The sequence below is a fragment of the Pseudofrankia asymbiotica genome, assembly GCF_001983105.1.
In the GTDB taxonomy this organism is placed as follows: Bacteria; Actinomycetota; Actinomycetes; order Frankiales; family Frankiaceae; genus Pseudofrankia; species Pseudofrankia asymbiotica.
In genome coordinates, this window is the sequence record NZ_MOMC01000092.1 from 1 (window position 1) to 26,879 (window position 26,879).

General features: G+C 71.0%; 21 protein-coding genes. 12 read left to right on the plus strand and 9 right to left on the minus strand.

Annotated features, from left to right (window positions below):
* Positions 1-199: 199 nt before the first annotated feature.
* Positions 200-1,042: an SDR family NAD(P)-dependent oxidoreductase gene (locus tag BL253_RS34435; RefSeq protein WP_076821828.1), complete on the minus strand. Its 843-nt coding sequence runs from the start codon at positions 1,040-1,042 to the stop codon at positions 200-202.
* A gap of 13 nt (positions 1,043-1,055) precedes the next feature.
* Positions 1,056-1,817, minus strand: coding sequence for a TetR/AcrR family transcriptional regulator (locus BL253_RS34440; RefSeq protein WP_076821830.1), 762 nt, complete (start codon positions 1,815-1,817; stop codon positions 1,056-1,058).
* Positions 1,818-2,479: 662 nt separating this feature from the next.
* Between BL253_RS34440 and BL253_RS34445 the strand changes: the two genes are divergently transcribed.
* The 4 genes from BL253_RS34445 (at position 2,480) to BL253_RS34460 (ending at position 8,915) form a co-directional block, all read left to right on the plus strand.
* Entirely contained in the window at positions 2,480-3,262 is a 783-nt protein-coding gene (locus tag BL253_RS34445; RefSeq protein ID WP_081438988.1) for an ABC transporter ATP-binding protein, read from the plus strand.
* Positions 3,263-6,100, plus strand: a complete 2,838-nt coding sequence (locus BL253_RS44975) for an ABC transporter permease subunit (RefSeq protein ID WP_076821834.1) — start codon at positions 3,263-3,265, stop codon at positions 6,098-6,100. It abuts the gene before it with no gap.
* A 46-nt stretch (positions 6,101-6,146) separates the two neighbouring features.
* Positions 6,147-7,544 carry an ABC transporter substrate-binding protein gene (locus BL253_RS34455; RefSeq protein ID WP_076821836.1) on the plus strand — a complete coding sequence of 466 codons (1,398 nt, stop codon included), beginning with the start codon at positions 6,147-6,149 and terminating at the stop codon, positions 7,542-7,544.
* A gap of 144 nt (positions 7,545-7,688) precedes the next feature.
* Positions 7,689-8,915 carry a cytochrome P450 gene (locus BL253_RS34460; protein WP_076821837.1) on the plus strand — a complete coding sequence of 409 codons (1,227 nt, stop codon included), beginning with the start codon at positions 7,689-7,691 and terminating at the stop codon, positions 8,913-8,915.
* 123 nt (positions 8,916-9,038) lie between these two features.
* Here the strand turns inward: BL253_RS34460 and BL253_RS34465 are convergent, their stop codons facing one another.
* The 5 genes from BL253_RS34465 to BL253_RS34485 all read right to left on the minus strand — a co-directional run bounded on the left by BL253_RS34465 (position 9,039) and on the right by BL253_RS34485 (position 15,443).
* Positions 9,039-10,436 carry an ABC transporter substrate-binding protein gene (locus BL253_RS34465; protein WP_076821865.1) on the minus strand — a complete coding sequence of 466 codons (1,398 nt, stop codon included), beginning with the start codon at positions 10,434-10,436 and terminating at the stop codon, positions 9,039-9,041.
* A 118-nt stretch (positions 10,437-10,554) separates the two neighbouring features.
* Positions 10,555-11,475: an enoyl-CoA hydratase-related protein gene (locus BL253_RS34470; protein ID WP_076821839.1), complete on the minus strand. Its 921-nt coding sequence runs from the start codon at positions 11,473-11,475 to the stop codon at positions 10,555-10,557.
* A 575-nt stretch (positions 11,476-12,050) separates the two neighbouring features.
* Positions 12,051-12,752, minus strand: coding sequence for a TetR/AcrR family transcriptional regulator (locus BL253_RS34475; RefSeq protein WP_076821841.1), 702 nt, complete (start codon positions 12,750-12,752; stop codon positions 12,051-12,053).
* A 112-nt stretch (positions 12,753-12,864) separates the two neighbouring features.
* The gene (locus tag BL253_RS34480) at positions 12,865-14,067 is read right to left on the minus strand and encodes a cytochrome P450 (RefSeq protein WP_076821843.1); all 1,203 of its coding nucleotides are present in this window, start codon (positions 14,065-14,067) and stop codon (positions 12,865-12,867) included.
* Positions 14,068-14,447: 380 nt separating this feature from the next.
* A complete protein-coding gene (locus BL253_RS34485) occupies positions 14,448-15,443 on the minus strand; it encodes a helix-turn-helix domain-containing protein (protein ID WP_076821867.1) in 996 nt (331 codons plus the stop codon).
* Between the two features lie 297 nt (positions 15,444-15,740).
* Here BL253_RS34485 and BL253_RS34490 point away from each other — a divergent pair, with 297 nt between their 5' ends.
* Positions 15,741-17,414, plus strand: a complete 1,674-nt coding sequence (locus BL253_RS34490) for an AMP-binding protein (RefSeq protein WP_076821845.1) — start codon at positions 15,741-15,743, stop codon at positions 17,412-17,414.
* Positions 17,415-17,497: 83 nt separating this feature from the next.
* Here the strand turns inward: BL253_RS34490 and BL253_RS40740 are convergent, their stop codons facing one another.
* Entirely contained in the window at positions 17,498-17,851 is a 354-nt protein-coding gene (locus tag BL253_RS40740; RefSeq protein WP_076821846.1) for a hypothetical protein, read from the minus strand.
* A gap of 49 nt (positions 17,852-17,900) precedes the next feature.
* Here BL253_RS40740 and BL253_RS34500 point away from each other — a divergent pair, with 49 nt between their 5' ends.
* The 7 genes from BL253_RS34500 to BL253_RS34530 all read left to right on the plus strand — a co-directional run bounded on the left by BL253_RS34500 (position 17,901) and on the right by BL253_RS34530 (position 26,000).
* A complete protein-coding gene (locus tag BL253_RS34500) occupies positions 17,901-19,157 on the plus strand; it encodes a sensor domain-containing phosphodiesterase (protein WP_076821848.1) in 1,257 nt (418 codons plus the stop codon).
* Positions 19,158-19,204: 47 nt separating this feature from the next.
* A complete protein-coding gene (gene msrB, locus BL253_RS34505; protein WP_076821850.1) occupies positions 19,205-19,666 on the plus strand; it encodes a peptide-methionine (R)-S-oxide reductase MsrB in 462 nt (153 codons plus the stop codon).
* Positions 19,667-19,669: 3 nt separating this feature from the next.
* The gene (gene msrA, locus BL253_RS34510; RefSeq protein WP_076821852.1) at positions 19,670-20,191 is read left to right on the plus strand and encodes a peptide-methionine (S)-S-oxide reductase MsrA; all 522 of its coding nucleotides are present in this window, start codon (positions 19,670-19,672) and stop codon (positions 20,189-20,191) included.
* Between the two features lie 222 nt (positions 20,192-20,413).
* A complete protein-coding gene (locus BL253_RS34515) occupies positions 20,414-21,922 on the plus strand; it encodes a hypothetical protein (protein WP_076821854.1) in 1,509 nt (502 codons plus the stop codon).
* Positions 21,923-22,186: 264 nt separating this feature from the next.
* Entirely contained in the window at positions 22,187-22,849 is a 663-nt protein-coding gene (locus BL253_RS34520) for a TetR/AcrR family transcriptional regulator (protein WP_081438991.1), read from the plus strand.
* Complete coding sequence (locus BL253_RS34525) at positions 22,846-24,393, plus strand: carboxylesterase/lipase family protein (RefSeq protein WP_076821856.1); 1,548 nt, start codon at positions 22,846-22,848, stop codon at positions 24,391-24,393. Before BL253_RS34520 ends, BL253_RS34525 begins: the two co-directional genes overlap by 4 nt.
* Positions 24,394-24,647: 254 nt before the next feature.
* Positions 24,648-26,000, plus strand: a complete 1,353-nt coding sequence (locus tag BL253_RS34530; protein WP_076821858.1) for an ABC transporter substrate-binding protein — start codon at positions 24,648-24,650, stop codon at positions 25,998-26,000.
* Positions 26,001-26,151: 151 nt separating this feature from the next.
* Here the strand turns inward: BL253_RS34530 and BL253_RS34535 are convergent, their stop codons facing one another.
* Positions 26,152-26,874 (minus strand): TetR family transcriptional regulator, encoded by a 723-nt coding sequence (locus tag BL253_RS34535; protein WP_241835399.1) that lies wholly within the window; start codon positions 26,872-26,874, stop codon positions 26,152-26,154.
* Positions 26,875-26,879: the final 5 nt, after the last annotated feature.

Here is a 26,879-nt window from a genome sequence, read left to right on the forward strand (position 1 = left end):
AACGACACGTGGCCAGGCCGTGTCCACCCCCACGAACCAGCCGCTACCCACCCGGCCTCCACCAATCCGACCGAACCGGCCTACCAGTCAAACCGCGAGCGTGCCGGAACCTTGCCCCCAGAAGGCGAGTTCGTCCTCGCTCCCGGCCGGGTCGTTCTCTGACGGTTCCACCTTGATGACCACAGCCTCTGGCGGGGCGTCAGTCGCCGCGGGCCATGGCGATCATTCCCCTGAGGCCCAGCCCGGCCCTGGTGCCGCCGTCGCACAGGATGTCGGTGCCGGTGAGGTAGCCCGGCCGGGCGCTGGCGCAGAACACGAGCAGTTCGGCGATCTCCGCCGGATCGCCGAAGCGCTTGAGGGCAGCGTAGTCGAGGAGCTTTCCCGCGCCGCTTTTCTCCTCGAGTCGGCCCATCGGGGTGTCGAACGAGCCGGGGGAGACCGAGAGGACGCGCGCCCCCCTGGCTCCGAACGACGCCGCCTGCCGCTGGGAGTACCAGATGACGAAGTTCTTGCTGAGCGAGTACGCGGAGCCCGGGCGCATGGCCTTGGGGCCGCGGCTCGCGGCCGCGGTCATCTTCCTGGCGAACTTCTCCAGGTCAGTCAGTGCCAGTCGGTAGGCGCGCCTCGGGATGAGGAAGCCGGGGAGCATGTGCCCCGCGATCGAGGCGACGTTGACCAGGGCGAAGCCCTCGTCGGCGACGGCGAGGGAGGCTTCCGTGACGTGGACGGTGCCGAGCGCGTTGATCCGCATGATTGTCTCGGCCGAGCCCATCTGTGGGCTGACGCCGGCCGTGTGCACCACGGCCGTGACGGGTCCCGGCTCGCTCGCGCGGGCGAGGAGGGCGTCGACCGACGACCGGTCGGTGATGTCGCAGGGCACCGCGTCGGCGTCGATGCCGAGCGCCGCCAGCTCCGTGACGGCCTCGTCGAGACGTTGCTGGTTCACGTCGCTGATGACCACGCGGTGGTCGCGGCCCAGGATCCTCGCGGTCGCGAGCCCCATTCCGCCCGCGCCTCCCGTAATGACAGCGGTCTTCACCATGGTCGTCAGTCCGCTATGACGCCGGCGCGGCGGGGTGTTTGATGCCGAGGGCGTTCAGCCAGATGCGGGTGAGCTCGTCGACGGCCTTGTCGGCGTCGAAGTCGACGGGGTCGTGGGAGTTGAAGAGGAGCTCGGCGAAGTAGGCGACCATGCCGCCGAGTGCCTGGGCGGCGTAGGCGGGTTCGACGTCGGGGTCGGCGATGCCGTCCTGCTGGAGCTGGCGGATGCGGCGTTYGATGCTGTGGGCGAAGGCGTCCTGGCGTTGGAAGCGGATGCGCCAGACGTCGACGTCGATGGTGGCGACCTGGTGGATGACGCGCATGATGCCGGCGTTGGCGGCGTAGGTGCGCAGGTAGTGCTCGTTGGCCGCGCGAATGCGCTCGATGGCGTCGGCGCCCGTGGCGCCAGCGGCCCCCGCCCCCGCCCCCGCACTCGCACTCGCACCCGTGCTCGCGGCGCCGCCGACGCCCACGGCGAGCAGGTCGAGCTCGACCGAGTCGACGACCTTGCGAAAGATTTCCTCTTTGGAGATGAAATAGGTATAGAAGGAGCCGTGCGAGGTGCCGGCCTCGTCGCAGATGTCCGCTACCCGTGCGTGGAGGAAGCCGTCGCGCTCGAACACGACCCGCGCCGCGTCGAGGAGCTGGTCGCGGGTTTGGCGGCCGCGGCTGGTGCGGCCGGTGCCGCGTCGCTTGGCTCTGGCCTCTCCCTGCCAGCCGCGACTGGCGTTGGGAATGGAGGCTATTTGCTCGACGGGTCTCGTTCCTTCAGACATTGCAGTCCTCTCCGACGACATAAACCGTGGCACGACTGAGTACGGCTACCTGTCGTCCAGGGACAGGATCGTGAGCATAGTAGTGATACCGGCGCTTGATGCGCTGCCTTTTGGGCTGGTGCCCCGGTTCTCCGGGGAGATGGCAGACGATCGGTGACCAGGCGCTGCCGGGCAGCGTCGAGCGTAGCAGCGGCGACATGCCCGGACAGCCTGGCGGAATGGCGCTTTCCCGACACCTCGCCGAAGGTGCCGGTCGCGGATCTGGGCGGACGACCTGGTGCCGCGTCTCGCTCGCGGCCTCTCGCGGCGTGACCTTCCCTCTCGCCCGTCGCACACCTCCGGTCCGCTCGGCGCTGACGTGGCCCGGAGGCCCGAAGGCCCGTGAGCTCAACGGCCCGGGAGCCTGAACCGGGTCGCCCGAGTCGGGTCGCCGGGGCCACGGGAGCCACCGGTCCGCCCTTCTCCGCGGTCTCGACGACGGGAACCGGCCCACCTCTCGCGCCGACTCCCACTGGGAGGTACCCGGACAAAACCGCCATCAGCAGGGGCTGTACGCTCCCATGGTGCGGGAACTTTGAGGTCGACGTCAACATCGGAGTCCAGGCGAGATGCCCATGCGAGATGTTGCGTCCAGGTCCGCGCCTACAGACGGGAGCCGCGAGTTGACCCCCTCGGAGCACCTCCCCGCGTTGCTGCGGGTGGAGGACGTCTCGATCAGCTTCGGAGGTATCAAGGCCGTCGATCAGGTGTCGTTCACCCTGGACCGCGGCTGCTGCGGGATCATCGGGCCCAACGGCGCCGGCAAGACGACGCTGCTGGACGCCCTGGCCGGTGTCCTCGTCCCCCGAGCGGGACGGATCCTGCTCGATGGCCAGGACCTGACCAGGAGATCGTCGGCCTGGCGCGCACAGCACGGCATCCGCCGGACCTTCCAGCGTCATCAGGCCTTCGGCTGGCTGACCGTCGAGGAGAACCTCCTGGTGGCGTGCGAGTGGCGAGGCCGAGGCTGGCGGATCCTGGCCGATCTGCTGGCGGCCCGGTCGTCGCGTCGCCGCAGGGAAGCGCACCTTGAGCGTATCGAGCACGTCCTGGAGCTGTGCGGGCTGCTGTCGGTTCGCGACCAGCGGGCGGCGACGCTGCCGATCGGGCAGGTACGGCTGATGGAGTTCGCCCGGGCGATCGTGGATGAGCCGCGGCTGCTGCTGCTGGACGAGCCGACGTCGGGCCTGGGGCCGGCGGACACCGAGCGGCTCGGTTCCGTCGTCTCGGAGCTGACGTCGAAGGGCGAGTGCGCGGCGATTCTCGTCGAGCACGATCTCGACTTCGTCGTCGGGCTGTGCGACCGGCTGATGGTGCTCACGTCCGGCCAGGTCCTGACCAGTGGTGACCCGGCCGAGGTCTGCCGGGACCCCCGGGTCGTCTCCGCCTACATCGGGAAGGCGTAGATGGACAAGTTCTTCAGTCTGGTTCTGAGCGGCGGGGTGTCGGGCGCGGTCTACTCGCTGCTCGCGATCGGCCTGGTGCTGAACTACCAGACGGCCCGGATCTTCAACTTCGGCCACGGCGCGACGGCGTTCTCGACGGCGTTCCTGTTCTACCAGCTGAACACCGGGCTGGGCTGGTCGAAGTGGGCCGCCCTCGTCGTGACGGTGTTCCTGTTCGCGCCGCTGGCCGGGCTGCTGTGGGACCGGCTGGTCTTCCGACGGCTGGCGGGCGCCGGCGAGGCGGCGACGACGGTCGCGAGCGTCGGGATCCTGATCACGATGCCGGCGCTCGTGCAGTGGTTCTGTGACGTGCTGCGCGGGACGTTCGGCGTCGGGTTCGTGGACACGTCGACGGCGTATGTGGTCCCGGGGATAGGGCCGAACCCGCCGCGGAACTTCCGGGTGACGTCCGGGCTGGTGATCAGCTCGAACCAGCTCATCGCGCTGGTGGTCGCGCTGGTCGCCTTCGTGGGCCTGTGGCTGCTGCTGCGCTTCACGGCGCTGGGGCTGCGGATGCGGGCGGCGGTCGACAAGCCGGAGCTGGTGCGGCTGCGGGGGACGAACACGAACACGACCTCCGGCGTGGCCTGGGTGCTGAGCTTCTTTCTCGCCGGGCTCGCCGGTGTGCTCGCGGCGCCGCTGCCCGGCACGTTCGGCCTGACCGGGGACAACTACACCCTGGCGTTGTTCGTGGCGGCGACCGCGGCGGTGATCGCGGGTCTGCGGTCGTTCCCGATCGCGTTTCTGGTGGGGCTGCTCATCGGCGCCGCCCGCAACCTCGCCGAGGGGTATGTCAGCGGCCAGTACCTGGGCCCGGTGGGTTCGTGGATCGAGGGTGTCTACGGGCTGAGGTCGTCGCTGCCCTACTGGGTACTGATCGTCGCCCTGGTCGTCGTCGGCATGGAGCGGCGCCGGCGCGTGGCGGGGACCAGCAGCGAGGCCGCTCCGCCGCCCGACTACCTGGCGGACCTGCCGCGCTGGCGCCGGCATCTGCCATGGGTGATCGCGGGCGTCCTGCTGCTGGTCTACGGGCTGTTCCTGGCGGACAGCACGTGGCGGACGATCGTGCTCTCCGGGCTGGCACTGGCGATCGTGTTCATGTCGTTCACCGTGGTCACCGGCCTCGGGGGCATGGTCAGCCTGGCGCAGTCGACGTTCGTCACGGTCGCCGCGCTCAGCGCCGGCTGGGCGGTGGGGCACGGCTGGCCGTTCCTGCTGGCGCTGCTGCTCGGCGTCGCCGCGGCGACGGCGATCGGGGTGGTGGTGGCGCTGCCGGCGCTGCGCCTCGGGGGAGTCGCCCTCACCCTCGCCACCCTCGCCTTGGCGCTGCTGGGCTTCTCGGTGCTGTTCAACATCGCCGGCTTCACCAACGGCACGGACGGGTGGCGGCTCGCGTTCCCCGCGGTCGGCTCGCTGGACTTCGCCGACGAGCGGGTGATGGTCGTCGTGCTGTTCGTCCTGGTGCTGGCGGTCGCGGGCGTCGTCGGGAACCTGGAACGGTCGGCGGCCGGGCGGGCGATGGCGGCGGTGCGGTCCAGCGCGCCGGGAGCGGCCGCCAGCGGTGTGCCGCTCGGGCTCACCAAGCTCACGATCTTCGGCGTGTCGGCGGCGTTGGCGGGGTTCGGCGGGGTGCTGCTCGCCTGCGTCCAGGGCACCGCGCGCGGGTTCTCCTGGCCGCCGATCATGGGCTTCCTCTGGCTCGCCACCGTGGTGATCTTCGGCGTTCGCCGCCCGCACGGCGCCATCGTGGCCGGCCTGGTGTCCGTGGCCCTGCCGCGGGTCATCAGCCATGGCCTTCACCTGGGGTCGGTGGGCTGGGACGGGACGGACTCGCCCGTCGTCGCGCAGATCCTGTTCGGGCTCGGCGCGATCGGCCTGGCCCAACAGCCCGAGGGCACGCTGGCGTCGGTGTCCGGCCTGCGGCACCGCCGGCGGCTGGCCGCCCGCCCGGCCGCGGAGGTACCCGCCCCCCGCCAGGCCTCGGACCTGGCGGCGTCGCCGGGGACCCGCCCGGTCGCCGCCGCGGCCTCCCCGGCGCTCGCCGCCCCCGCGGGCGGGCCGGCGGGTGCGGCGGCCTCGTCATCGTCGGCATCGGCGGCCTCCCCGCTGCTCGAGCTGCGGGGGGTGCGGGCCGGGTACGGCGAGGTCGAGGTGCTGCACGGCCTCGACCTGGCGGTCACCTCGGGTGGCGTCCTGGCGCTGCTGGGGGCCAACGGCGCGGGCAAGAGCACGCTGTGCCGGACGGTCGCCGGGCTGACGTCGTGCGGTGCCGGGAAGGTGCTGTTCCGGGGCGAGGACGTGACGGCCGCGCCGGCGCATGAGCGCTCCCGGCTGGGCATCGTGCTGGTTCCGGAGTCCCGGGGCATCTTCCCGAGCCTGACGGTCGAGGAGAACCTCCAGCTGTGGCTGCGCGAGCAGTCCCTGCGGGATGGCGTCTACGACCGTTTCCCGAACCTGGCCGCCCGGCGCGGGGTCGAGGCGGGCAACCTGTCCGGCGGCGAGCAGCAGATGCTCAGCCTGGCGCCCTTCATCGCGCGGCCGCCCGCGTTGCTGCTCGCCGACGAGCCGACGCTGGGGCTCTCCGTGAAGGTCGCGGGCGAGGTGCTGGCCGCGCTGCGGGTCCTGCGGGACGAGGGGACGACCCTGATCCTGGTCGAGGAGAAGGCGCAGGAGGTGCTGACCCTCGCTGACGAGGTCGGCGCGCTCTCCCTCGGCCGGCTGCAGTGGCTGCGCGCCGCCGCGGACCTCGATCCCGACGAGCTCACGTCCGCATATCTCGGCGGCGCGGCCACCGTCTGAGCCCGCGCCCGTCGCGTCCTGAAATCTCTGACTGGGAGAGACACCTGTGATCTTGTTGCGTTCGCGCCGGGCGCGGACCGGGCTGGCCGGCGTCGCGGCGCTGGTGGCCGCGGTCACGTTCGCGTCCTGCAGTTCCACCACCGACAACGGCAACGGCACCTCCTCGGCACCCGTTGACCTGGGTAAGCCGATGGACGCCGCCGCGGCCAGCAAGCTGGCGATCGAGAAGGCGGGGCCGATCCAGTTCGCGACGGGCAGCACGACCCGCGGCGTGAACGGCAAGGTCATCACGATCGGCGGCATCGCCGACGTCAAGGACACGACCGGTATCGAGAACTTCCCGGGCGTGTGCGACGGGGCCAAGGCGCGGTTCGAGCGTGCCAACCGCGAGGGCGGGGTGAACGGCTACACCTTCTCCTACGCGGGCTGCACCGACAGCGGCGCCGACCCCACGAAGTCCAAGGACGCCGTGACGGAGATGGTCGAGGACAAGAAGGTCTTCGGCCTGGTCCCCTTCACCGCGACGGTCTCCTCCGTCGGCGACTACCTCAACGACAAGCACGTGCCGTACTTCGGCTGGGGCATCTCGAACGACTACTGCGGCTGGAACAACCGGCAGTTCGGCTTCTCCGTCACGCAGGCGGTCTCGTGCCCGAACGTGCTGCCCGGTCAGACGTTCTACTCGTCGGCCGGTCTGGAGAGCTACCTGACGGGCTCGGGCAAGAAGGCGGCTGACGTGAAGGCCGCGTTCCTCGGGTCGAGCGTCGCGGCCGGGGAAAGCTCGGTGAGGAGCTTCGCGAAGATGGCCGTCGGGCTGGGCATGAAGGCGCCCTACGCCAAGACCCCGATCCCGGGCCCCGGCGCGCCGCCGCTGTCCGACTACACGCCGATCGCCCGCGACATCATCGCCAGCGGCGCGAACCTGGTCGCGTCGACGACCCCGCCGGCCCAGATCTTCCCGCTCGTGGCCGCGCTGCGCTCGTCGGGCTACACCGGTGACGTTCTGATCTACTTCGCCGACCCGCGCCTCGCCCCGCTGGCCGACCAGCTCGACAAGGTGTACGCGATGACGCCGAACTTCGGCTCGTCCGTCTTCCCTAGCCCCACGTTCCTGCAGATCGGCACCGACCTGAAGGCCATCGGCTCGCAGGCCGACTCCGGCGCCTCCGGGACGCTGACCTCCTACGGCGCCGCGGATCTGTTCCTCAAGGCCTTCGCGAAGATCAGCGGTCCGGTGACCACCGAGGCGCTCGCCAAGGTTCTCAACTCCGGGTTCGACTACCCGGCGCTGGGCAACGCCATGTGCGGCTCGACCTGGCCCGCCGGAAGGGCCCTGGGCAACGACTGCGCCGCGATCGTCCAGTTCGACGGAGCGAAGAAGGCGATCGTCCCCATCAAGGACCTGCAGACCTTCGGCCACGAATACCTGTTCTCGGCCGCGTAACGACTCCCGAGCACGTCCCCGAAGGCCGTGCGGCCGAACCTGGCCGCACGGCCTTCGGGCTTTCCGCGGACGGCTGGCTACCGGCTACCTATCTATGTCGACGTCGATATTGACAACGGGTACGCGCAGGCGGTCTCATGGCGCATGGACATCGATGAGGCGGCCAGCGTCTTCACGGATCCGGGAGCGTATGCCGACAACGAGCGCTTCCACACGGCCACGGCGCTGCTGCGCCGCGAGTCGCCGGTGCACCGCGTCGACCACCCGAAGTTCCTGCCGTTCTGGGCCGTGACGAAGCACGACGACGTCATGGCGATCGCCCGGGACTCCCAGCTGTGGATCAACGCGCCGCGCCCCGCGCTGGGCCCCCGGTCGCAGCGGGACGGCGCGCCCGAGGACATTCCCATCCGGGCGCTGGTGCAGATGGACGCGCCGGACCACCCGGTCTACCGGCACGTCTCCGCGGACTGGTTCAAGCCGGCCGGCATCCGCAGGCTGTCCGCCCGGATCGTCGAGCTCGCGAGACGCCACGTGGACCACATGGCCGAGCTCGGCGGCGAGTGCGACTTCTTCACCGACGTGGCCGCGAACTATCCGCTCTACGTGATTCTCTCGCTGCTCGGGCTGCCCGAGGACGACTTCCCGRGGATCTTCACGCTCACCCAGGAGCTGTTCGGGGCCAACGACGCCGACCTGGCCCGCGACACCGACGACGCCTTCATGGCGACGATGCTGGACTTCTTCGCCTACTTCCAGGCGCTGACCGCCGACCGCCGGGCCAACCCGACGGACGACCTCGCGTCGGTGATCGCGAACGCGACCATCCGCGACGAGCCGATCGGCGAGCTGGAGGCGATCGGCTACTACGTCCTGATCGCGACCGCCGGCCACGACACGACCAGCTCGGCGCTGGCCGGTGGCCTGCACGCGCTGCTGGAGCACCCGGACCAGTGGCGGCGGCTGTCCGGCGACCCGAGCCTGGTGCCGACCGCCGTGGAGGAGATGATCCGCTGGGTCTCGCCCGTCAAGCAGTTCATGCGCACCGCGACCGCGGACACCGAGGTGCGCGGCGTGCCCATCGCGAAGGGCGAGTCGGTCCTGCTGTCCTACCCGTCGGCCAACCGCGACGAGGACATCTTCGATCATCCGGAGCGGTTCGACGTCGGCCGCGCACCCAACCGGCACGTCGCCTTCGGCTTCGGCGCGCACTACTGCCTCGGCACCCACCTGGCCCGCCTGGAGGGCCGGGCGCTCTACGCCGAACTCATGCCCCGGATCCGCTCGATCGAGCTCGCGGGCGCCGCGGAGTACACGGAGACCCTGTTCGTCGGCGGTCCCAAGCGCCTGCCCATCCGCTACACGATGAGCTGATCCGCCTGGTGGGCGAGCGGTGTTCCCGCCGATCGGCGGGAACACCGCGGGCCTGACGGCCCGATGGCTGGACCGGCCGCGGGGCGTTGCGTTGCCTCCCGCGACCGGCCCAGGCTTGTGCGGCTACTGGTCCAGCCGGTGGCCACACCAGCGGTTGCGGCTGGCGGGGTCGGGGTTCTTCTCGTCAGGGACGACCTCGTAGCCGGTGCCGGCCTCGTTGACGCGCATGAACGTGTAGCAGGTGGCGGTCTGGCCCCAGTCCTTCGTCATGTCGACGGGCGCGGGCAGGAGCCCGCCGGCGTCGTACTTGCTGGCGCGCAGGGTGTCGATGAACTGGGCGCGGGTCGGRCAGGGGCCGGCCTTGTCCAGGCCGTAGAGGAACAGGTCGGTCAGGATGTAGCTGACGAAGGCGAGCTCCTGGTCGGGCGGCTGGAGCTCCGGGGCGTAGTTGCTCATCGCCGCCAGGTACTTCCCGTGGGCGGGGCCGCCGATCTCGAACGGGACGTAGTTGACCGCGGCGGTCAGCCCGCTGAGCGTCTTGCCGTACTGGTTGACCAGCGACTTGTCGTAGCCGCTGGGCGTGAGCACGACCTTGACCGGCGCGCCGGCCTCCCGGATGCCGCGGACGACCTCGGCCAGGTCGGTGCCGGCGAAGGCGGCGCTCACGACGTCGACCCCGGCCTGCTTCAGCTGCTGGCCCAGCTGGACGGGGTTGGTGATGTCCGGAGTGAAGATGAAGTGACCGGGCGCGATCGGGATGCCGGCCGACACCAGGCTGGCGCTGATCTTCGACCCGATGTCGTTCGCGGAGGAGGTGACGTCGCTCTGGATGATGGCCGCCCTGGTGCCGCCCTGGGCCTTCGCGAAGTCGCCGAACGTCGAGACCGACGGGCCGTCGTTGAAGACGTAGGCGTAGGCGAACATGTTGCGGTACCTGTGGTCCGTCCAGAACGGTTCCGCCGGGACGCCCGTCGCCGGGACGCCGTGCTGCTGCAGGTAGTCGGCGCCCTGGGAGGCGGCGATGGAGGCCTCGACGAGCCCGAAGACCTTCTGGTTCTCCRCCAGCCCGCGCACGGCCTCGAGGTTCTGGGCGGGCACGCTGCCGTCGTCGCGCCAGGTGTACTCCAGCTTGCGGCCGTGGATCCCGCCGGCCGCGTTCGCCTCCTCGATCCGGGCGGTGAACCCACCCTTCGCGGCGGTCAGCGAGACAGCGCCCGCGCCGGTGTCCGGGTAGACGAAGCCCAGCTGGATCGCGTCGTTGGTGTATCCGGGGGTGTCGCAGCTGGCGACCGCGTTGCCACCCGCGTCGCCGCCGCCCCCCGCGCAGCCCGCGGCGAGTACCGCGACCAGGGCGGTGGCCAGCGCCGTGGGCCGGCTCGCGCCGCGCCGGGACCTGCGCCAGGCCTTCGAGCCGGCCGGGGCGTCCAACGGGCGGGAGAGCGACTGGCCACGGCGCGGCCGTCGCTGGAGGCGCCGGGCCGGTGCGTCGCCTCTCTGGGAGTCGTTCGGTGCGCTGAGCACTCCGATCACCCCCGGCCCGGGGTCAGGGAGCCTCGCGGGCCGAACGGGGCGCGCGAGGAACGGGTTCTCAGGTACTGGGAAGCCAAGGTGGTCTCCACGTAAGTCTGCCTAGGGTGTGTCAGGATTCCAGGGCCTGTTGCGGGACGACGTCGAGCTCGGGCAGGTCGGCACCGGTCACCGCCGCCGGGTCGAGGTCGTCGGCCAGCGGCGGGAACGCCGGGCGCCTCTTCTGCGTGAAGCTGTCCAGGCCCTCGCGGAAGTCGGGGCTGGTGACGGCCACGGCCATGGCCCGGTAGGAGCGCCGGACCGCGGTCTCGAGGTCGCTCTGCTGGTCGGCGTGTAACTGGTGGCGGATGAGCGCCAGCGAGGACGGCGAGCAGTTCTCGGCGATGTCGGCGGCGTAGGCGCGGGCCGCCGTCAGGAGGTCCGCCGGCTCGACGACCCGGCTCACCAGCCCGAGCGCGAGGGCCTCGTCCGCGTCGAAGACCCGCGCCGACAGCAACAGGTCCGCCGCCCGCTCCGCCCCCACCAGCCTGGGCAACAGCCAGGTGACTCCGAACTCGGCGGCCAGGCCGCGGCGGGCGAACGCGGTGGTGAACCGGGCGCCGCGGGCGGCGAACCGTACGTCGCACAGCAGCGCCTGGACGAGGCCCATGCCCGCGCACGCGCCGTTGACGGCCGCGATCAGCGGCTTGCGCGACGCCCAGGCCCGCACCGGCGAGCGGCGTCCGGACAGGTCCAGGCCGCCGGCGGCGATCCCGTCGAGACGGCCGCTGTCGACTCCCGGGCAGAAGGTCTTGCCCGCTCCGGTCACGACCGCGACCCGGATCCGCGGGTCACGGTCGAGATGCTCGAGCGCCTCGAAGTAGCGCAGCTCCATGTCCGGGTTCCAGCCGTTGCGCCGTTCGGGACGGTTCAGCGTGACGAGGCCGACCCCGTCCGAGCCGACGTGCAGCAGCACCGGCCCATCGGCGATGACCGCGACGTCCTCGCCGTCGGGTGACCGCTCGTGCGCCGTCCCCACCTCGTTCCCTGTCATCGTCCCCTCGGTTCGGTGTGCCCGGCCCGGCGCGCGCGATCAGCCGGCACCGCGCGGCCGGCGCGTCGGGCAGGGCGGTAGTGGGGGCGCCACTACGGGCAGGCGGCCGGTCGCCGGCTGATCCTGAATGCGGCGATGTCCGCTGCCGGTCGCGCGGTTGCAGGCCGCGACGGCTCGCTGATCCACAGTCAAGATTGACGTCGACCTTGAGGTGCGCGGCCCATAGTAAGGGGACTGTCTGGGCGACAAACGGGCGGGGACCTCGACCTGCCGCGCCGGATTTTGGTCCCGGTATGAGACACGAGATCCGACGTCCGGCCGGTCGACGCCGCGCCGGTCCTCCGTCGAGGGGCTGTCGCGCTGGCACCGGCGGCCGTTGGGAAAGTGACCCTGCCGTGTGGCCCTGACCCTGCCGTGTGGCACTGACCCTGCATGTGACCGCGTCCAAGAGTTCCAGGCCGGTGGACGGCGGCATGGACGCCGCGGGTCATAGAGAGAAACATCTCGTCCGGGCGCGCGCACGGTCACACCCGGGGCACCGTCACAACCGCGGTGTGGTTACACGCGGGGTGTGGTCACACCCGTGGCCCGACGGGCAGGTCGCCGCCGCGAGGCAGGCGCATGGCGCGCAGGCAGAGCCGGCTGAGCTGGTCGACGGCGGTCGCCAGGTCGTGGTCGAGGCCTCCGTACGGGAACGACCGGGCGGCGAATCCCTYCACCATTCCGATGAGCCCGAGCAGCATGGTCTCCGGGCTCACCTGGGTCTCCGCCAGCCCGGAGCGCTGCAGCCGGCGGACCGGCTCCACGTGCCGGTCCACGGCTCGCATCCGAGAGTCCGCCCGGATCGCCCGGACCTCCGCGTCATGGCAGCTGATCTGGGTGACGAGCCCGAGAAACCGGGCCTCCAGCCGGTAGGCCTCCAGGTAGCGGCGGACGCTCGTCCGCATGAGTTCGCCCATCCCGTCCAGGCGACCGGGCTCGAAGAGCAGGCCGTCAAGGGGCGTGCCGAGCCGGGTCGAGGCCGCGCGCGCGAGCTCCCGGAAGACGGCCTCCTTCGACGCGAAGTGGCGGTAGAACCCTCCGTGGGCGAGGCCGCCCAGATGGACGATGTCGGTGACACGGGCACCGTGGAACCCATCTCGCTCGAAGACGGTCCTGGCCGCCGCCAGCATCCGCGCCCGGGACTTCAGGAGCGCGGGTGAAAGCGGCGGTCCCGGCTGTTCGCGGGCCGCGGGCGGGTCGAACGGCAACGGTGGTCTCCTCTCAGCCCCGTTCATCTGCCCCGATCCGTGCGCTGCCTGGTCGGTCTGGTCCGTCAGCGGCGCGTCCCGCCTGCCGGCCCGGGCGGCTCGGGCAGGGCCGGGGACCCGGCCCGAGCGCGTCGCCGCGTCAGCCGGTGACCGCGGGGAGCGTCTCCCAGCCGCGGACGGTGGACGTGCGGGCCTGGCGGGCGTTCGGCCAGTCGATCTCCCATTCCGGGAAGCGGCGCAGGACCTCGTCGAGGGCGACGCGGCCCTCGAGGCGGGYGAGGGCGGCGCCGAGGCAGTGGTGGATGCCGTAGCCGAAGGTGACGTGCCGGCCGATGTCGCGGTGGATGTCGAAGCGGTCGGGCTCGGGGAACCGGTGCTCGTCGCGGTTGGCCGAGCCGTTCAGCAGCAGCATGATGCTGCCCTCGGGGACGGTCTGGCCGTGGTGGGAGACGTCGCGCGCGACGTAGCGGGCCTGGACGGGCGACGGGGCCTCGTAGCGGAGCAGTTCCTCGATCGCGTTCGGGATGAGCGAGCGGTCGGCGACCAGCTCGCGGCGCGCCTCGGGGTTCTCGGCGAGCACCTTGCCGGTCCAGCCGATCAGCCTGGTGGTGGTCTCGTTGCCCGCCCCCGCCAGCAGCATGATGTAGGTGATGATCTCCTCACGGGTCAGCGTGCGGGTCGTGCCGTTCTCGTCCTCGAACTCGGTGGTCAGCATCTCGGTCATCAGGTCGTCCGACGGGTTCCTGGCCCGCCAGTCGATGTACTCGCCGTACATCTCCATGCTGGCCACGAAGTTGTCGGCGGGCACGATGTCGGTGCCGTCGCCGGTGAGCCGCAGGCCCTCGTCGATCCGGTCGCGCAGCGCCTCCTGATCGTCCTCGGGAATGCCGAGCAGGTAGCCGATGGTGCGCATCGGCATCTGCGCCCCCAGGTCCCTGATGAAGTCGAACCGGCCCGCGCCGACGAGCGGGTCCAGGCTGCGCGCGCAGAACTCCCGGACCTTCGGCTCGAGCGCGAGCATCTTCTTCGGGGTGAACACCCGGGCCAGGATGCCCCGGTGAACCGTGTGGATCGGCGGGTCCTCGAACAGGATGTTGCCCGGTGGAAGCTCGATGTTGGCCTTGATGAGCTCCAGGACGGAGCCGCGGCCCGAGCGGTAGGTGTGCCAGTCGGCGAGCGCCGGCTCGACGTCGGCGAACCGGCTGAGCGCGAAGAAGTCGAACTTGTCGTTGCGGTATAGCGGCGCCTCGTCGCGCAGCCGCCGCCACGTTGGGTACGGGTCGGCGTCTATCTGGGCGTCATAGGGGTCGTAGTAGACGTCACTCGGGCTCGTCACCGTCATGCTCGGCTCCTTCTCGCGACCGTGATCGTGAGGAGAATCATCCGTCGTCTCCCCTTCGGCCGCCGCCAGTTCCGCCGCCGGCGGTTCCGCGGGCCGGCTGGACGGCCCTCGCGGTGTCGACCCGCCGGTGGAGCCGCCTGGTCAACCGCCCGCGGCGGCATGGGTCCAGGCCCGACCGGCGCTGGGCGCCGGGCCAGCTCGCGGCGCGATGGCGGTGCCGGGAGTCCGGCGCCGGGCAGGCAGCCACCAACGCCCTTCGTTCCCGCCTTGGCTACCAGTCGAATTCGTAGCGTTTCATGACGCACTGCGCGAAGCAACAGTCGCATTATGCGAACGCTTTCACGCCTGTTCAGGACTGAGAATGGGGGAGACCGGCCCGCTCAGCCCTGCCACAGGGCCGGTGGGCGTCCCCGGGTGAGAGCGGTCAGGGCCTCGGCGGCCGCGCGCACGCGCTCGCCGAGGTCGATGACCTCGGCGCCGGTCCGAACGGGCGCGTGGTGCTGGTCGGAGGCGCAGATCGCCGCCAGCACGACGACGACCTCACCGCGGGCGTCGAACACCGGCGCACTGACCGTGGTCGCGCGGTAGGTGCCGCCCGGCTCGATCGACGCGGGCAGCGCGTCGGCGAGGCCGAACGTCCGGTGGACCTCGCTGAGGATGCGGCGCAGTGCCGCGGCGTGCTCGGCGCCTCGCTGGTCCTCGCCGAGCTCCGCGGCCAGCAGGTCAAGGCGCTCGCGCAGGTGCCTGTCCACCTCGACCGACCAGCCGCGTGCCCGTATCCCGGCAAGGCTCGGGGTGATCTGCGCCAAGGCGTCGCTCGGCCGGTCGGAACCCAGCCGGTCAAGCCACTGCTCGACCGTGGTGGGGTCGTCGGACCAGGCGACGCAGACCGATCCGATCGGCGGCTGCAGCGGGAACCGGTCGCCCAGCCGCAGGTGACGGTAGGCCGGTCCCATGCCGCCCGCCGCGCCGCTGGCGCCGTTCGCTGGCGGCTGGGGCGGGGCTCCGATCTCGCCGATGAGCAGCTCGTCCCGCTCGCCGGGAAACGCGCCCGTGACCAGTGCGAGGCAGGTCAGCCCGGTCATCGCGGCGAGGCGGTGGACCGCCGGGCGGGCGGCGTCGATGACGGCGTGGCCGCGGGCCGCGGCCCGCCCGGCCGCGACCAGCGCCGGGCCGAGCCGGTACGTGTGCCGCTCCGGATGGCGCAGCAGCCAGCCGCGCCGGGTCAGCGCCACGACCATCGGGTGGATCGTCGTCTTGCTGAGGCCGAGCGCTCGCGCGATCTCGGCCAGGGTGGCGCCGTCGACCGGGCGGGCCGCGAGGAGGTCCACCAGGTCGAGTAGCCGATCTGTCTGCGGTGAGGGTCTGCTGCTCATGATGCGGCGACCGTAGCTCAGCCGGCCGGTGGTTCGCATGCTGCGCCCAGGTCTTCGCACAGTGCGTACCCGACCGGGCGGATCCGTTGCGGGTGCCCGACCGCCGCGGCTAGGGTCACGAGATCGAAGTCGATGTCGACATAAACCTCGGTGGGCATGGACCTCGGCTGAGCGGCCGGACCGCTGGCGGGAGCCGACATCGGCGGAGGCGGCGGCCGTCGCGTGCGCGAAGTCGCGCGGGACCATGAGCGTCGGCGTTCGGTGTGGCTGTCGGCGGATTGCGGAGGTGAGGCGGCCGTGACGACCGTGGGGGAGCTGCTGCGCGGGCGGGCGGACAGCGACGCCGCCGCGTTGTTGTTCGGGGAGCGGCGGTGGACCTACCGGCAGCTGGTCGAGGAGGCGTCGCGGCGCGCGGCGGTGTTCGAGTCGTTACGCGACGACGGCCGCCCGCCGCACATCGGCGTGCTGCTCGACAACGTGCCCGACTATCTGTTCTGGCTGGGCGCGGCGGCGTTGTCGGGCTCGGTGGTCGTCGGCATCAACGCGACCTACCGGGGTGAGGCGCTGGCCCAGCTGGTGCGGCACACCGACTGCCAGGTCCTGGTCACCTCCACGGGCTATCAGCCCATGCTGGAAGGCACGGACACCGGAGTCGCCGCGGAGCGGACGTTGCTCGTCGAGAGCGACGAGTACGCGGCCCGGCTCGCCGCCGCGCCGTCCGTGCCGCCTGAGCGACTGGCCGTCGCCGACGACCTGTTCCTCCTGATCTTCACGTCCGGCTCGACCGGGCTGCCGAAGGCGGTGCGCTGCACGCAGGGCCGGTTCGCTCGTACGGGTGCCCACGTCGCGCGGATCGCCGGGTTCGACGCCGGAGGCCGGACCGCGGGCGACGGCGGGGCGGCGGGTGGCGTCGGGGATGGCGGGGCCGCGGGCGATGTGGTGTACGCGCCGTTGCCGTTCTTCCATTCCAGCTCGCTGTTCACGGGCTGGTCGTCGGCGCTGAACGCCGGTATCCCGATCGCGACCCGGGCGAGGTTCTCCGCGTCCGGCACACTGCCGGACATCCGCCGCCACGGCGCGACGATGCTGACCTACACCGGCAAGGTCCTGAACTACATCCTCGCGACGCCCGAGCGGGACGACGACGCCGACAGCCCGCTGCGCCTCGCCATCGGCAACGAGGCCTCGACCCGGGACATCCGGGAGTTCGCCCGCCGGTTCGGCGCCACGGTCCGGGACAGCTACGGCTCGACCGAGGGCATCATCATCATTCGCCGTGACCCGTCCATGCCGGAAGGCGCGCTCGGCACGGCCGACCCGACCGTGAAGGTCCTCGACCCGGAGACGGGCGAGGAATGCCCGGCGGTGGTCCTCGACGCCGCGGGGCGGCCGGCGAACCTGGACGAGGCGGTCGGCGAGATCGTCGAGACCGCGCCGACCTCGGGTTTCGAGGGCTACTACAACAACGAGGACGCCACCCGGGCCCGGTTCCGCGAGGGCGCCTACTGGTCGGGTGACCTGGCCTATCGCGACGGGGACGGCTGGCTGTACTTCGCCGGGCGGTCGAACGAGTGGCTGCGCGTCGACGGCGAGAACTTCGCCGCGGCGCCGGTGGAGGCGATCCTCGCCCGCCATCCCGAGGTCCGTTCGGTCGCGGTCTACGCCGTGCCCGACGACCCGGTGGGGGACCGGGTGATGGCGGCGCTCGAGCTGCGCGACGGGGCCGCCTTCGACCCGGCGGCGTTCGACGCGTTCCTCGCCGAGCAGCCCGACCTCGGGCCCAAGTGGGTCCCGGCGTTCGTCCGGGTCACCGGCGAGCTGCCGAAACTGGCCAGCATGAAGATCGACAAACGTCGCCTCCGCGGAGAGGCCTGGCGCGCCGGCCCGGTCGTCTGGCGCCCCGCCAAGGGTGAGCCCCTGCGCCCCCTCGACGAGGCCGACCGTGCCCGGCTCGACCCGCTTCTGGGCTGAGAATCCCGAACCGGGATTCCGGGGGCTGAGCCCACATCTGTCAGCGGCCTGGTCAAGCGTCCTGACTGGCGGCGCTCCTGGTGCTATGACGCGGTTTCGCCGATCGAGAACGTCATTAGATCCCGGCCGACCGTGACGCGGCCCGAACGGCCGCCCCCGCGGACGTCCGTCGCGAAGTTCTCCTCGTCGAACTGCAGGATCGTGTCGCCGGAGCGCACCAGGGTCCCGGCGCCGGCCCTGCCCGGAGCCGGGAACGGCACGCCGGTGCCCGTCAACGTCAACGTCACGGTCGTGGCCACGCTCAGCTCACCATCCCAATCTCGATCCAGCCGGTCCCGTGCCAGCCGGTCCCGTGCCAGCCGGTCCCGTGCCAGCCGGGTGTGCTGGCCGGGCCACCCGTCGCGGACCCGAAACCAGACGCTCTGGCTGATCGACATGGTGGTCCGGGCCGCCTCCGGGCATCCCTCTGACGAGAGGGGGTGACCGATGAACAAGGCAACATTCGGGCCGGCCGGAGAGGTGCTCGAACCAGACCGGAAGGTGACGGAACTCCTTGACGTTCTACGACATCACCTCGCCATGGAGGCCGCGTTTCTCGGCATGTGGGACGGTGATCTTCTGGTCATCCAGGTGGTCAGCGGCGACGGCGAGAGCTTCGGTCTCGCCCCCGGAGTAACCATCAGGCGAGGCAGGGATCTGGCCGGAAGACTGGATACCGGGGAGGTCCCGGCCGTGGTCGGGGACACCCTCGAGGACGCCCGGACCGCTGACTCCCCGCTGCTTCAACGCATGCGCGCACGCTCATATGTGGCCACAAGTCTGACTGACGTCGGCGGCGAGCCCTATGGGCTACTTCTGGTCGCCGCGCACGACCCGCGTCCAGCACTCCGGGACCGCGAGAGTCGGTTCCTGTCTGTCGTGGCGGACTTCGTCCGCGACTCGCTCATCGACCTACGCCGCACCTGGGAAGAACGAAGCCGGGTGTGGCACGCCATCTGCGAGCTCGTCGACAACGATGGGCCCGACGTCGTCTACCAGCCGATCAAGCGCATGACCACCGACACAGTCGTCGGAATCGAGGCGCTCTCACGGTTCCCGGCTCGCTGCGGTGACCGGATCCGTGACCCGCAGGGCTGGTTCGCGGATGCCGCGCTGGTCGGCCTCGGAGCCGAGTTGGAACTTGCCCCCATCCGCCGCKCCATCGCGGTCCTACCTCGCCTGCCAGCGGGAGTGAAGATCGCCGTCAACGCCTCCCCGAGGACACTCACCGCCGGTCTCGTCGAGCTCGCCTGTGAACTCCCTCGACGCGACCAGCTTGTCGTCGAGGTGACCGAGCACGAGGACTGCGCGGGCTGCCCCGACGCCGCGCGCGCCATCGACTGCCTGCGGGAGCATGGTGTTCACATCGCGGTCGACGACGCGGGGGCGGGCTACTCCGACCTCGAACAGCTCCTGGGACTACGACCCGACGTCATAAAACTCGACTGCGTCATCACGCGCGGCATCGACCACGACCCCGCTCGTCGCGCGGTAGCGGCCGGCCTCGTCCGCCTCGCGGAGGAGATCGACGGAAAGGTGATCGCGGAAGGTATCGAGACCACCGCGGAGCGGGACTCTGTGATCGGGGTTGGCGTTCACTACGGCCAGGGCTTCCTCCTCGGCAGGCCAACACCCGACCTGGCCGCCGCCTGCTCCGCCTCGCCCAGCCCACGACGAGCGCCGCGGCCGGGCACAAACAGGTGATCGGCGACGTTAGCCGGTGCGAGATACACCACCGTCGAGGGGACGAGATGYCAGAGGCCTACAGCAAGGACCCGGCAGCCATCTCGCGGCTTACGCCGGAGCAGTACAGGGTGACCCAGGAGAGCGGCACCGAGCCCGCGTTCACCGGCGAGTACTGCGACAACAAGGAGCCGGGGATCTACGTCGACATCGTTTCCGGTGAGCCTTTGTTCGCGTCGATGCACAAGTTCGACAGCGGCACCGGCTGGCCGAGTTTCACGGTGCCGATCGAGCCGGGCAACGTGGTCGAGAAGTCCGACACCAGCTATGGGATGCGGCGGACGGAGGTCCGGTCGGCGCACGGCGACAGCCACCTCGGCCACCTGTTCCACGACGGCCCGGCGGCCGCGGGCGGTCTGCGGTACTGCCTGAACTCGGCCGCCCTCCGCTTCGTCTCGGTGGATGAGCTGGAGAGCACGGGCTACGGCGCTTATCGGCGGCTTTTTGAGGACAAAGAGGGGAAGGCGTAACAGATGAGCACGGCGACGGAGAAGGCCRTCCTGGCCGGCGGCTGTTTCTGGGGGGTCGAGGAGCTCGTCCGCAGGCTCCCCGGTGTGCTGGACACCGAGGTGGGTTACACCGGCGGYGACGTGCCCAACGCGACGTACCGCAACCACGGCACCCATGCCGAGGCACTGGAGATCACCTTCGACCCGGCCAGGATCTCCTACCGGGACCTGCTGGAGTTCTTCTTCCAGATCCACGACCCGTCGACGAGGAACCGGCAGGGCAACGACATCGGCCTCAGCTACCGGTCGGCGATCTTCTACACCGACGAGGAGCAGAAGCGGGTCGCCGAGGACACCATCGCGGACGTCGACGCCTCCGGCATCTGGCCGGGGAAGGTCGTCACCGAGGTCGTTGCGGCCGGTCCGTTCTGGCAGGCGGAGCCGGAGCACCAGGACTACCTGCGGAACTACCCGGAGGGCTACACCTGCCACTACGTGCGGCCGGGCTGGAAGCTCCCCCACCGCGCGGAGTCGGCGGCGCGCTGACCGTCCGTTCTTCCTGACCGAGGGGCACCCCACGCGGGTGCCCCTCGTTTGCTGTCCGGCCGCGGTACCGGAGCGCCGCCGGACTCCGTGCCGACATCGCGGACAAATCGAGCATCCGTCAACGCTGGTCGTATTTCTTTGATGTTTCTGGGTAGGCAAAGCGCCTCATCGATACGATGTCGGACTGTTTGGGTGGAATGAGCACGTTCGAGGGGGCGCCGCGTGTTCGGCTTTGAACTGCAGATCTCCAGCAGCTGGTTCCCGGCAGATTTTCCCGACAACGTCGGCGAGCGGGAGGTCGCCTATCGCAGCGGCGATGGAAAGCTGACCCTGGAGGGAGACGAGACGATTACGCCGGGTGCCAAGGCGGAACTCGAGTTCGTCACGGCCCCGCTGCGCGACAAGGGCGACGCGATATTTGYGGTCTGGGAGGCGGCGTTGCTGGCGGACGCGCTGATCGCCGTGGCGGACCAGAACGAGAAGACCAGTGGCAGCCGGCGTGTCACTTTTCAGGCAGGTGACACCTTCGTCACCGATGGCAAGGCTGGCGGCAACGCGAACCCACGGTTCCGGTCCCGCGGCGCTGTTGTCGCCGGCGACAAGGTGCACGGGACCTGGCAACGCGACTGCGTCATGTTCATCGCGAGCCGGACGGATTTCGAGGCGAAACCGCAGGGTACAGTCGGCGTGCCGCTCGCCAGGCTCAAGGAGTTCATCGACAATGCACTGAAGGCCGACCCGGACCGGGTCGAAGACCTCAGGAAGATCACTGACCGGGTCAAGATTCCCGGGGGCACGTCGGCCGAGCTCCGGGGGTTCCTGTACGCCTGTCAGCACTTCCTCATGTCGGCATGGCTCGTGTTCTACGCGATGCACAAGGTAGACGACGTCACCATTTCAGCTCCTGACGGCCCGCCGGTTCCGCTGTATGGGCAGCTGCCAGGCATTAACCATACCCCCGGTCTGTGGAGGACCTTCCTGATCGTCGACCCTGAGCTGGCCACGGCCAGTGACGGCGGCAGACCCGCCTTCTACAAACCGGCCACCCGTGACTGCCGAATCCGGATCAACCGGGACTCGCCCAAGTCGGCGTTCGCGATCCTGCACCGGACAGATTTCCACTCGATGTTCAAGGCGCTGCCGCCCGCCGACCAGCTGGCCCTGAAGCAGCAGTCCAGTGCCGGGATACCGCGAATGGTCTGGCCCTACGACAAGCCCACGGCCGCGTCGGGGTACAACGCGGACCGGATCTTCCGACTCCCGTACCGCGCCGATCCGCCCGACCGAGCCGCGGCGACTCAGGTCTATTTCGCGCTGCCGCGGCCGGGCGTCGACAAGGAAGAGACCAGCGAACGCTGGACACTCGTCCTGCGTGGGCCCACGCTCGACGAGTGGTGGACCAGTGTCATGGTCGGGCGTACCGTCCCTCATCCGGACGACCCGGCCCGTTCGGCCCGTTATGCCAAGGACCTCGCCTCGCCCCCGCCTGGAATACGCGGGCGTCACCCCGACCTGGTCGCCGCATTCCCGACGTCAGCTGAGAACAAGAACGACTACTACGGCATGGGTGCGTTTCCCATCGACAAGAGCCGGAAGGAGACGCCACTGGCCGTGTTCGAACATCGGATACTCGATAAGCTGCCCCTGGTCCACGGGCTCGGGCCACTGGTGCCTTCGCACTGGGCCCGCCTCGTGGAAATCTTCTACGAGGCATTCGTGTTCGAGACCTGACGGTCGATGCGGCTGTCAGGCCGCACGGAACGGCCCGGGCACCACGTGCCCGGGCCGTTGCCCGACCACCGCGACAAGCGGGGTCGGGCGAACCGCTCGACGATCATGCGGCAGTGGGCGAGCCACCGTCGGGCCCATGGCCAACGCGGTGGACGCTGACGGACGTCCCCGGGCTGAGCAGTAGCGATCTCAGGATCCGCGGGTCAGCCGGCCCCGAGGGCCGGACACTTGCCAGTTACCGTACATGTGTCCATTATCACGCGTGTGACGTTCAGCCTGCCGCCGGTGGTTCCGGTCCGGGACCGTCGGGCACGCCGGTCGCGATCCGCGCTGCTTCGGGCCGCGGTCGACCTGGTGGGGGAGCGCGGCACGGCGGCCGTGCCGATCTCCGACCTCGCCGACGCGGCGGACGTGAGCCGGCAGGTGCTGTACCAGCAGTTCGGCGACCGTGACGCGCTCCTTCTCGAGGCCGCGCTGGATCTCGCCCGACGGGACCTGATGCCGCGGCTGGGGGATCCCGCGGCCGCGGTCCCCGGCCGCGCCCGGTCGCTCGCGGTGGCCCGCCACTTCGCGGAGCATCGCGGGTTCTACCGGGCGCTGATGACGGGCTCGACCGCGTTCGCCCTGGGCAAGGCGCTGTCGGGCCTCCTGGTGCCCTTCAACCGGCAGCTCTTCCAGGAGGCGTTGGGCGGGACCCTCGACGCCCGGACGATGGACGATCTCGCGATGTGTCTCGCCGGCGGTGGGCAGGCTCTCGTCTGCGCCTGGCTGATCGAGGGCGAGGACCCTCTCGACCCGGAGGAGTTCGCCGATCGGACCACGCGGATGGTGACCGTCCTCGTCAGCGCGCTTCTCACGGTGCACGCCCCCGGCGGCGCGCCGGGCGCTCTCGCATCCGGCCAGCCAGGGGAGAGGACCATCCGATGACCACAGGCACGACCGACGCGTCCGAGCGTTCCGGAGAGCCCGAGGTACGCACCGCTCGCGGGAGGCTACGCGGCCGGTGGGAGCACGGGTTAGCCGTCTTCCGCGGTATCCCGTTCGCGCGGCCACCAGTGGGCGCCGAGCGGTTCAGGGCACCAAGTCCGGCGCCCGCGTGGGACGGGGTGCGGGAGGCGTTCGCCTTCGGGCCGCCGCCTCCGCAGGACGCGGGGATTCCCGGGAGAACCGGCGTCGTGGACACCTCGGCGGGCGAGGACTGGCTGACGGTCAACGTCTGGTTGCCGGACCCGGATCCGGCGGCCCGCCGCCCGGTGATGGTGTGGGTCTACGGCGGTGCGTTCAAGGTCGGCCAGGCGGGAAGCCCGGGCTACGACGCGAGCCGGATCGCCCAGGAGGGCGACGTCGTCGTGGTCTCCTTCAACTACCGCCTGGGCGTCGAGGGGTTCGCGCGGATCGCCGGGGCGCCGGCCAACCGCGGGCTGCTCGACCAGGTGTCGGCGCTGGAATGGGTGCGCGACAGCGTCACGGCGTTCGGCGGTGACCCCGACCGGGTGACGGTCTTCGGTGAGTCGGCGGGCGCCGGGTCCATCGCCGCCCTGCTGGCGATGCCACGGGCCGAGGGCCTGTTCCAGCGGGCGATCCTGCAGAGCCCGCCCGGCGTCTTCTACTCCGACGCGCTGGGCGGCGACATCGCGGCCGCGATCGCGGCGGAGGCGGGACGGCGACCGACCGTCGAGGACCTGTCGGCCCTGGACCCCTACCAGCTGGTGGACGCGGGCGCCGTGCTGACGACCAGGATGCGCGAGCGCGAGGACCGGTGGGGAGCGGTCGCCCACACCGTCACGCCCTACGCCCCGGTCGTCGACGGCGACGTGCTGCCCACCGCGCCCTGGCAGGCGCTGCGCGCCGGCGCGGCGCGGGGCGTCGACGTGATCATCGGGCACAACCGCGACGAGTTCCGGCTGTTCACCGTGCTCGGCGGGCAGCGCGGCCGCATCGGCGACGAGGTCGCCGCGCTGGCGCTTCGCACGTTCGGACCGCCCCCCGACCCCGAGCGCGCGTATCGCGCGGCGTTTCCCCAGGCCTCGGCCGAGGACCTGCACGAGCTCGTCCAGTCCGACTGGCTGTTCCGCATGCCCGCGCTCCACCTGGCCGACGCGCAGACCGCCGGCGGCGGCCGTGCCCACCTCTACGAACTGGCCTGGGCCGCGCCCGGCAGCGGCGGCGCACTGGKCGCCTGCCACGGGCTCGACGGCCCGCTGGTGTTCGGCACCTTCGGCGCCCACCTCGGCCCGCTGCTCCTCGGTCCCGAGCCGTCCGACGAGGCCAGGACGCTCGCCGCCCGCATCCGCGGCGCCTGGACCACCTTCGCCACCACCGGCGACCCGGGCTGGCCCGCCTACGACTCCGAGCGGCGACTCACGCGGATCTTCGACGCCACCCCGACTGTCACCGCCTACCCGGAGGAGACCTCCCGGCGGGTGTGGCGGAACCACACGTTCGCCCCACTCCCCCTGAACGCGTCCTGAGGCCCGGACCGCGCCGCCCCCGACCGCGGATGACAACCTGCTGGACCTCGCCAACCGCGGCCACCTCGCCAACCGTGACCACCTCGCCAACCGTGGCCAACCTCGCCAACCGCGGCCACTAGAGCCGGGTCCGCCGGCGACGTCGCCAGCCTGACGACCCACGTTCCCGATCCACACGTCCACCGCTCCGCTTCGACGGGGCGGTGCGTTCCTCGTATCCGCGTAGCGCCCACCAACAAAGGCAGGGAACAACGATGCTCATCAGTGGACTGACCGGTCAATCGGCGGCGGGGCGGTCGCGCTCAGCCGTCGCGGCCACGCCGTCGCGCGCCCGCTCCGGGGGCCGCTTACGGTTACGCGTCGTCGGTATCGCCGCTTTGGTCGCGGGCCTCGCGTTCGTCTCGGCCTGTGACAGCGGTTCCGATGACACGGAAGACCCCGCGACGCCGGCGGCGAGTGGCTCCGCGGGTGCCGCGGATCCCCTCGGCCCGGTCGACAAGGCGACCGGCGCGCCCGTCAAGATCGGCATGATCATTGACGGTGCCACCCCGGCGCTGGACTCACGGCCCGTCGGTCGGGTGGGCGAGGCGACGGTCAAGTACCTCAACGAGCACAAGGCCGGGATCGGTGGCCGGCCCATCGAGCTGACCGTCTGTGAGACCCAGGGCGACCCCGGCAAGGCCGCCGACTGCGGTAACCAGCTGATCCAGAAGGGCGTCGTCGCCGTCCTCATCGGCACGTCAGGCGTCGTCGACGACGCCTGGAAGCCGCTGGGCGAGGCCAAGATCCCCGTCATGATCTATGGCTCGGGCGATCCGGCGCTGCTGACGAGTCCCACGACGTTCACTCTGGGCAACCCGACCTTCTCCGTCATCGACCTGCCGATCCAGGTCGCCAAGGACGAGGGCAACAAGAAGGTCACCGCCGTCGTGATCGACGTCCCGGCCGCGCTGCACTCCGCCCAGGAGGTCGCGCCGCCGCTGTTCGAGAAGGCTGGCATCGGCTACGAGCTGATCCGCGTGGCGCCGGGTACCGCCGACATGACGCCGCAGATGCAGCAGGTCGTCTCGAACAAGTCCGATGAGGTCTTCATCATCGGCAACGACTCGTTCTGCATCAGCGCCATGCAGGGCCTCAAGGCCGTCGGCTTCACCGGCACGATCAGCGCGATCTCGCAGTGCGTCACCGACGCGACCCGCAAGTCGGTCCCGGGAGCCACGCTGAGGGGCATGGTCGTCAGTGCCACGGCGCCGGTCGGGCCGGACAGCCCGTCGATGCGCCTCTACCAGAAGGTCGTCGACACCTACAGCACCGACATCGACACCAGCGTCCAGGACAGCATGATCGCCTTCATGTTGACGGCCGGCTTCCAGGCGTCGCTCGACGGCATCTCCGGGGACATCACCCCGGCGACCGTCGCCTCGACGATCAAGGCGATGAAGGAGACGGAGCTGCCCGGCGGCGCCGGTCTGAAGTTCCGCTGCAACGGCAAGGCCGACCCGGCCAACCCGGCCGTCTGTGTCCTGGGCGGCCTGACCACGACTCTGGACGACAAGGGCCAGCCCGCCGAGTACAAGGTCCTCGGCAACACCCCGATCGCCGACTGATCGCCGACTGACACCTCGACCAGGCCGGGCGGCGCGCGAGGGAGCCTCCTCGCGCGCCACCCGGCCTGCCGCCCTGACGGCCTGGAAGGAGACAACCGTCATGGCCGACGCTGGCCAACGGCGGATCCGTCGTGAGGGTGTCCGTCAAGCCTCATCCCGGGTCCGCGCCACCCGCCTGCCCCGCGCCCGCGCGCAGGTCGGCCTCGAGGCCGGCGAGCAGGCACTCGATGGTGTAGCGGTAGAGGGCGGCGCGGCTGGCGTCCGGGTCGGCGTCCCAGGCCCGCAGCCAGGGCTGCATCGTCGCCCAGCCCTCGCCGGCCCCCGGCGGCGCGGTCGCGTACCGCAGAGCGGTCGCGGCGTCGGCGCGGCCATGCCCGGCGAGCGCGCGGTCGTCGTCGAGGGCGACGAGCAGCATCGCGCTGTTGAGCAGGGTGGCGTAGGCGAGCGGGGCGCGGTCGCCGAACCCGGCGGCGGCGAGCAGGCCGATACCCCGGTCCATGATCGGGAATGCGGACGGCACCGCGGCGCCGTCGCGGCACAGCCGGCGGGCGACGCCGACGTAGCGGCCGACGATGTCGCGACCGGGAAAGAGGAACGCCCGGAACCAGTCCTGCCAGCCGAGGTCGGCGGGCGGGTTCGGCATCATCGCCACGACCCGCTCGACGACGGCGTCGAGAATCGCCTCCCGGTCACCGACGTGGTACGCGATCGTGTTCGGCCAGACCCTGAGGGCCTGGGCCAGGTCGCGGATGGTCCAGCCGTCCAGGCCACGGTCCCGGCTCAGCTCCAGCGCGGCGTCGATCACCAGGCCCGGGGTGAGCCTGGGCCTGGTGCCGACGTCCGTTTCTCGACCGCGCTCCGCCACGGATGTCACGCTCC

Bases quoted from the DNA above. Each gene is read 5' to 3' on its own strand.
- BL253_RS34435 (WP_076821828.1), bottom strand. From the start codon at position 1,042: ATGGTGAAGACCGCTGTCATTACGGGAGGCGCGGGCGGAATGGGGCTC.
- BL253_RS44975 (WP_076821834.1), top strand. From the start codon at position 3,263: ATGGACAAGTTCTTCAGTCTGGTTCTGAGCGGCGGGGTGTCGGGCGCG.
- BL253_RS34470 (WP_076821839.1), bottom strand. From the start codon at position 11,475: ATGACAGGGAACGAGGTGGGGACGGCGCACGAGCGGTCACCCGACGGC.
- BL253_RS34485 (WP_076821867.1), bottom strand. From the start codon at position 15,443: ATGAGCAGCAGACCCTCACCGCAGACAGATCGGCTACTCGACCTGGTG.
- BL253_RS40740 (WP_076821846.1), bottom strand. From the start codon at position 17,851: ATGTCGATCAGCCAGAGCGTCTGGTTTCGGGTCCGCGACGGGTGGCCC.
- BL253_RS34530 (WP_076821858.1), top strand. From the start codon at position 24,648: ATGCTCATCAGTGGACTGACCGGTCAATCGGCGGCGGGGCGGTCGCGC.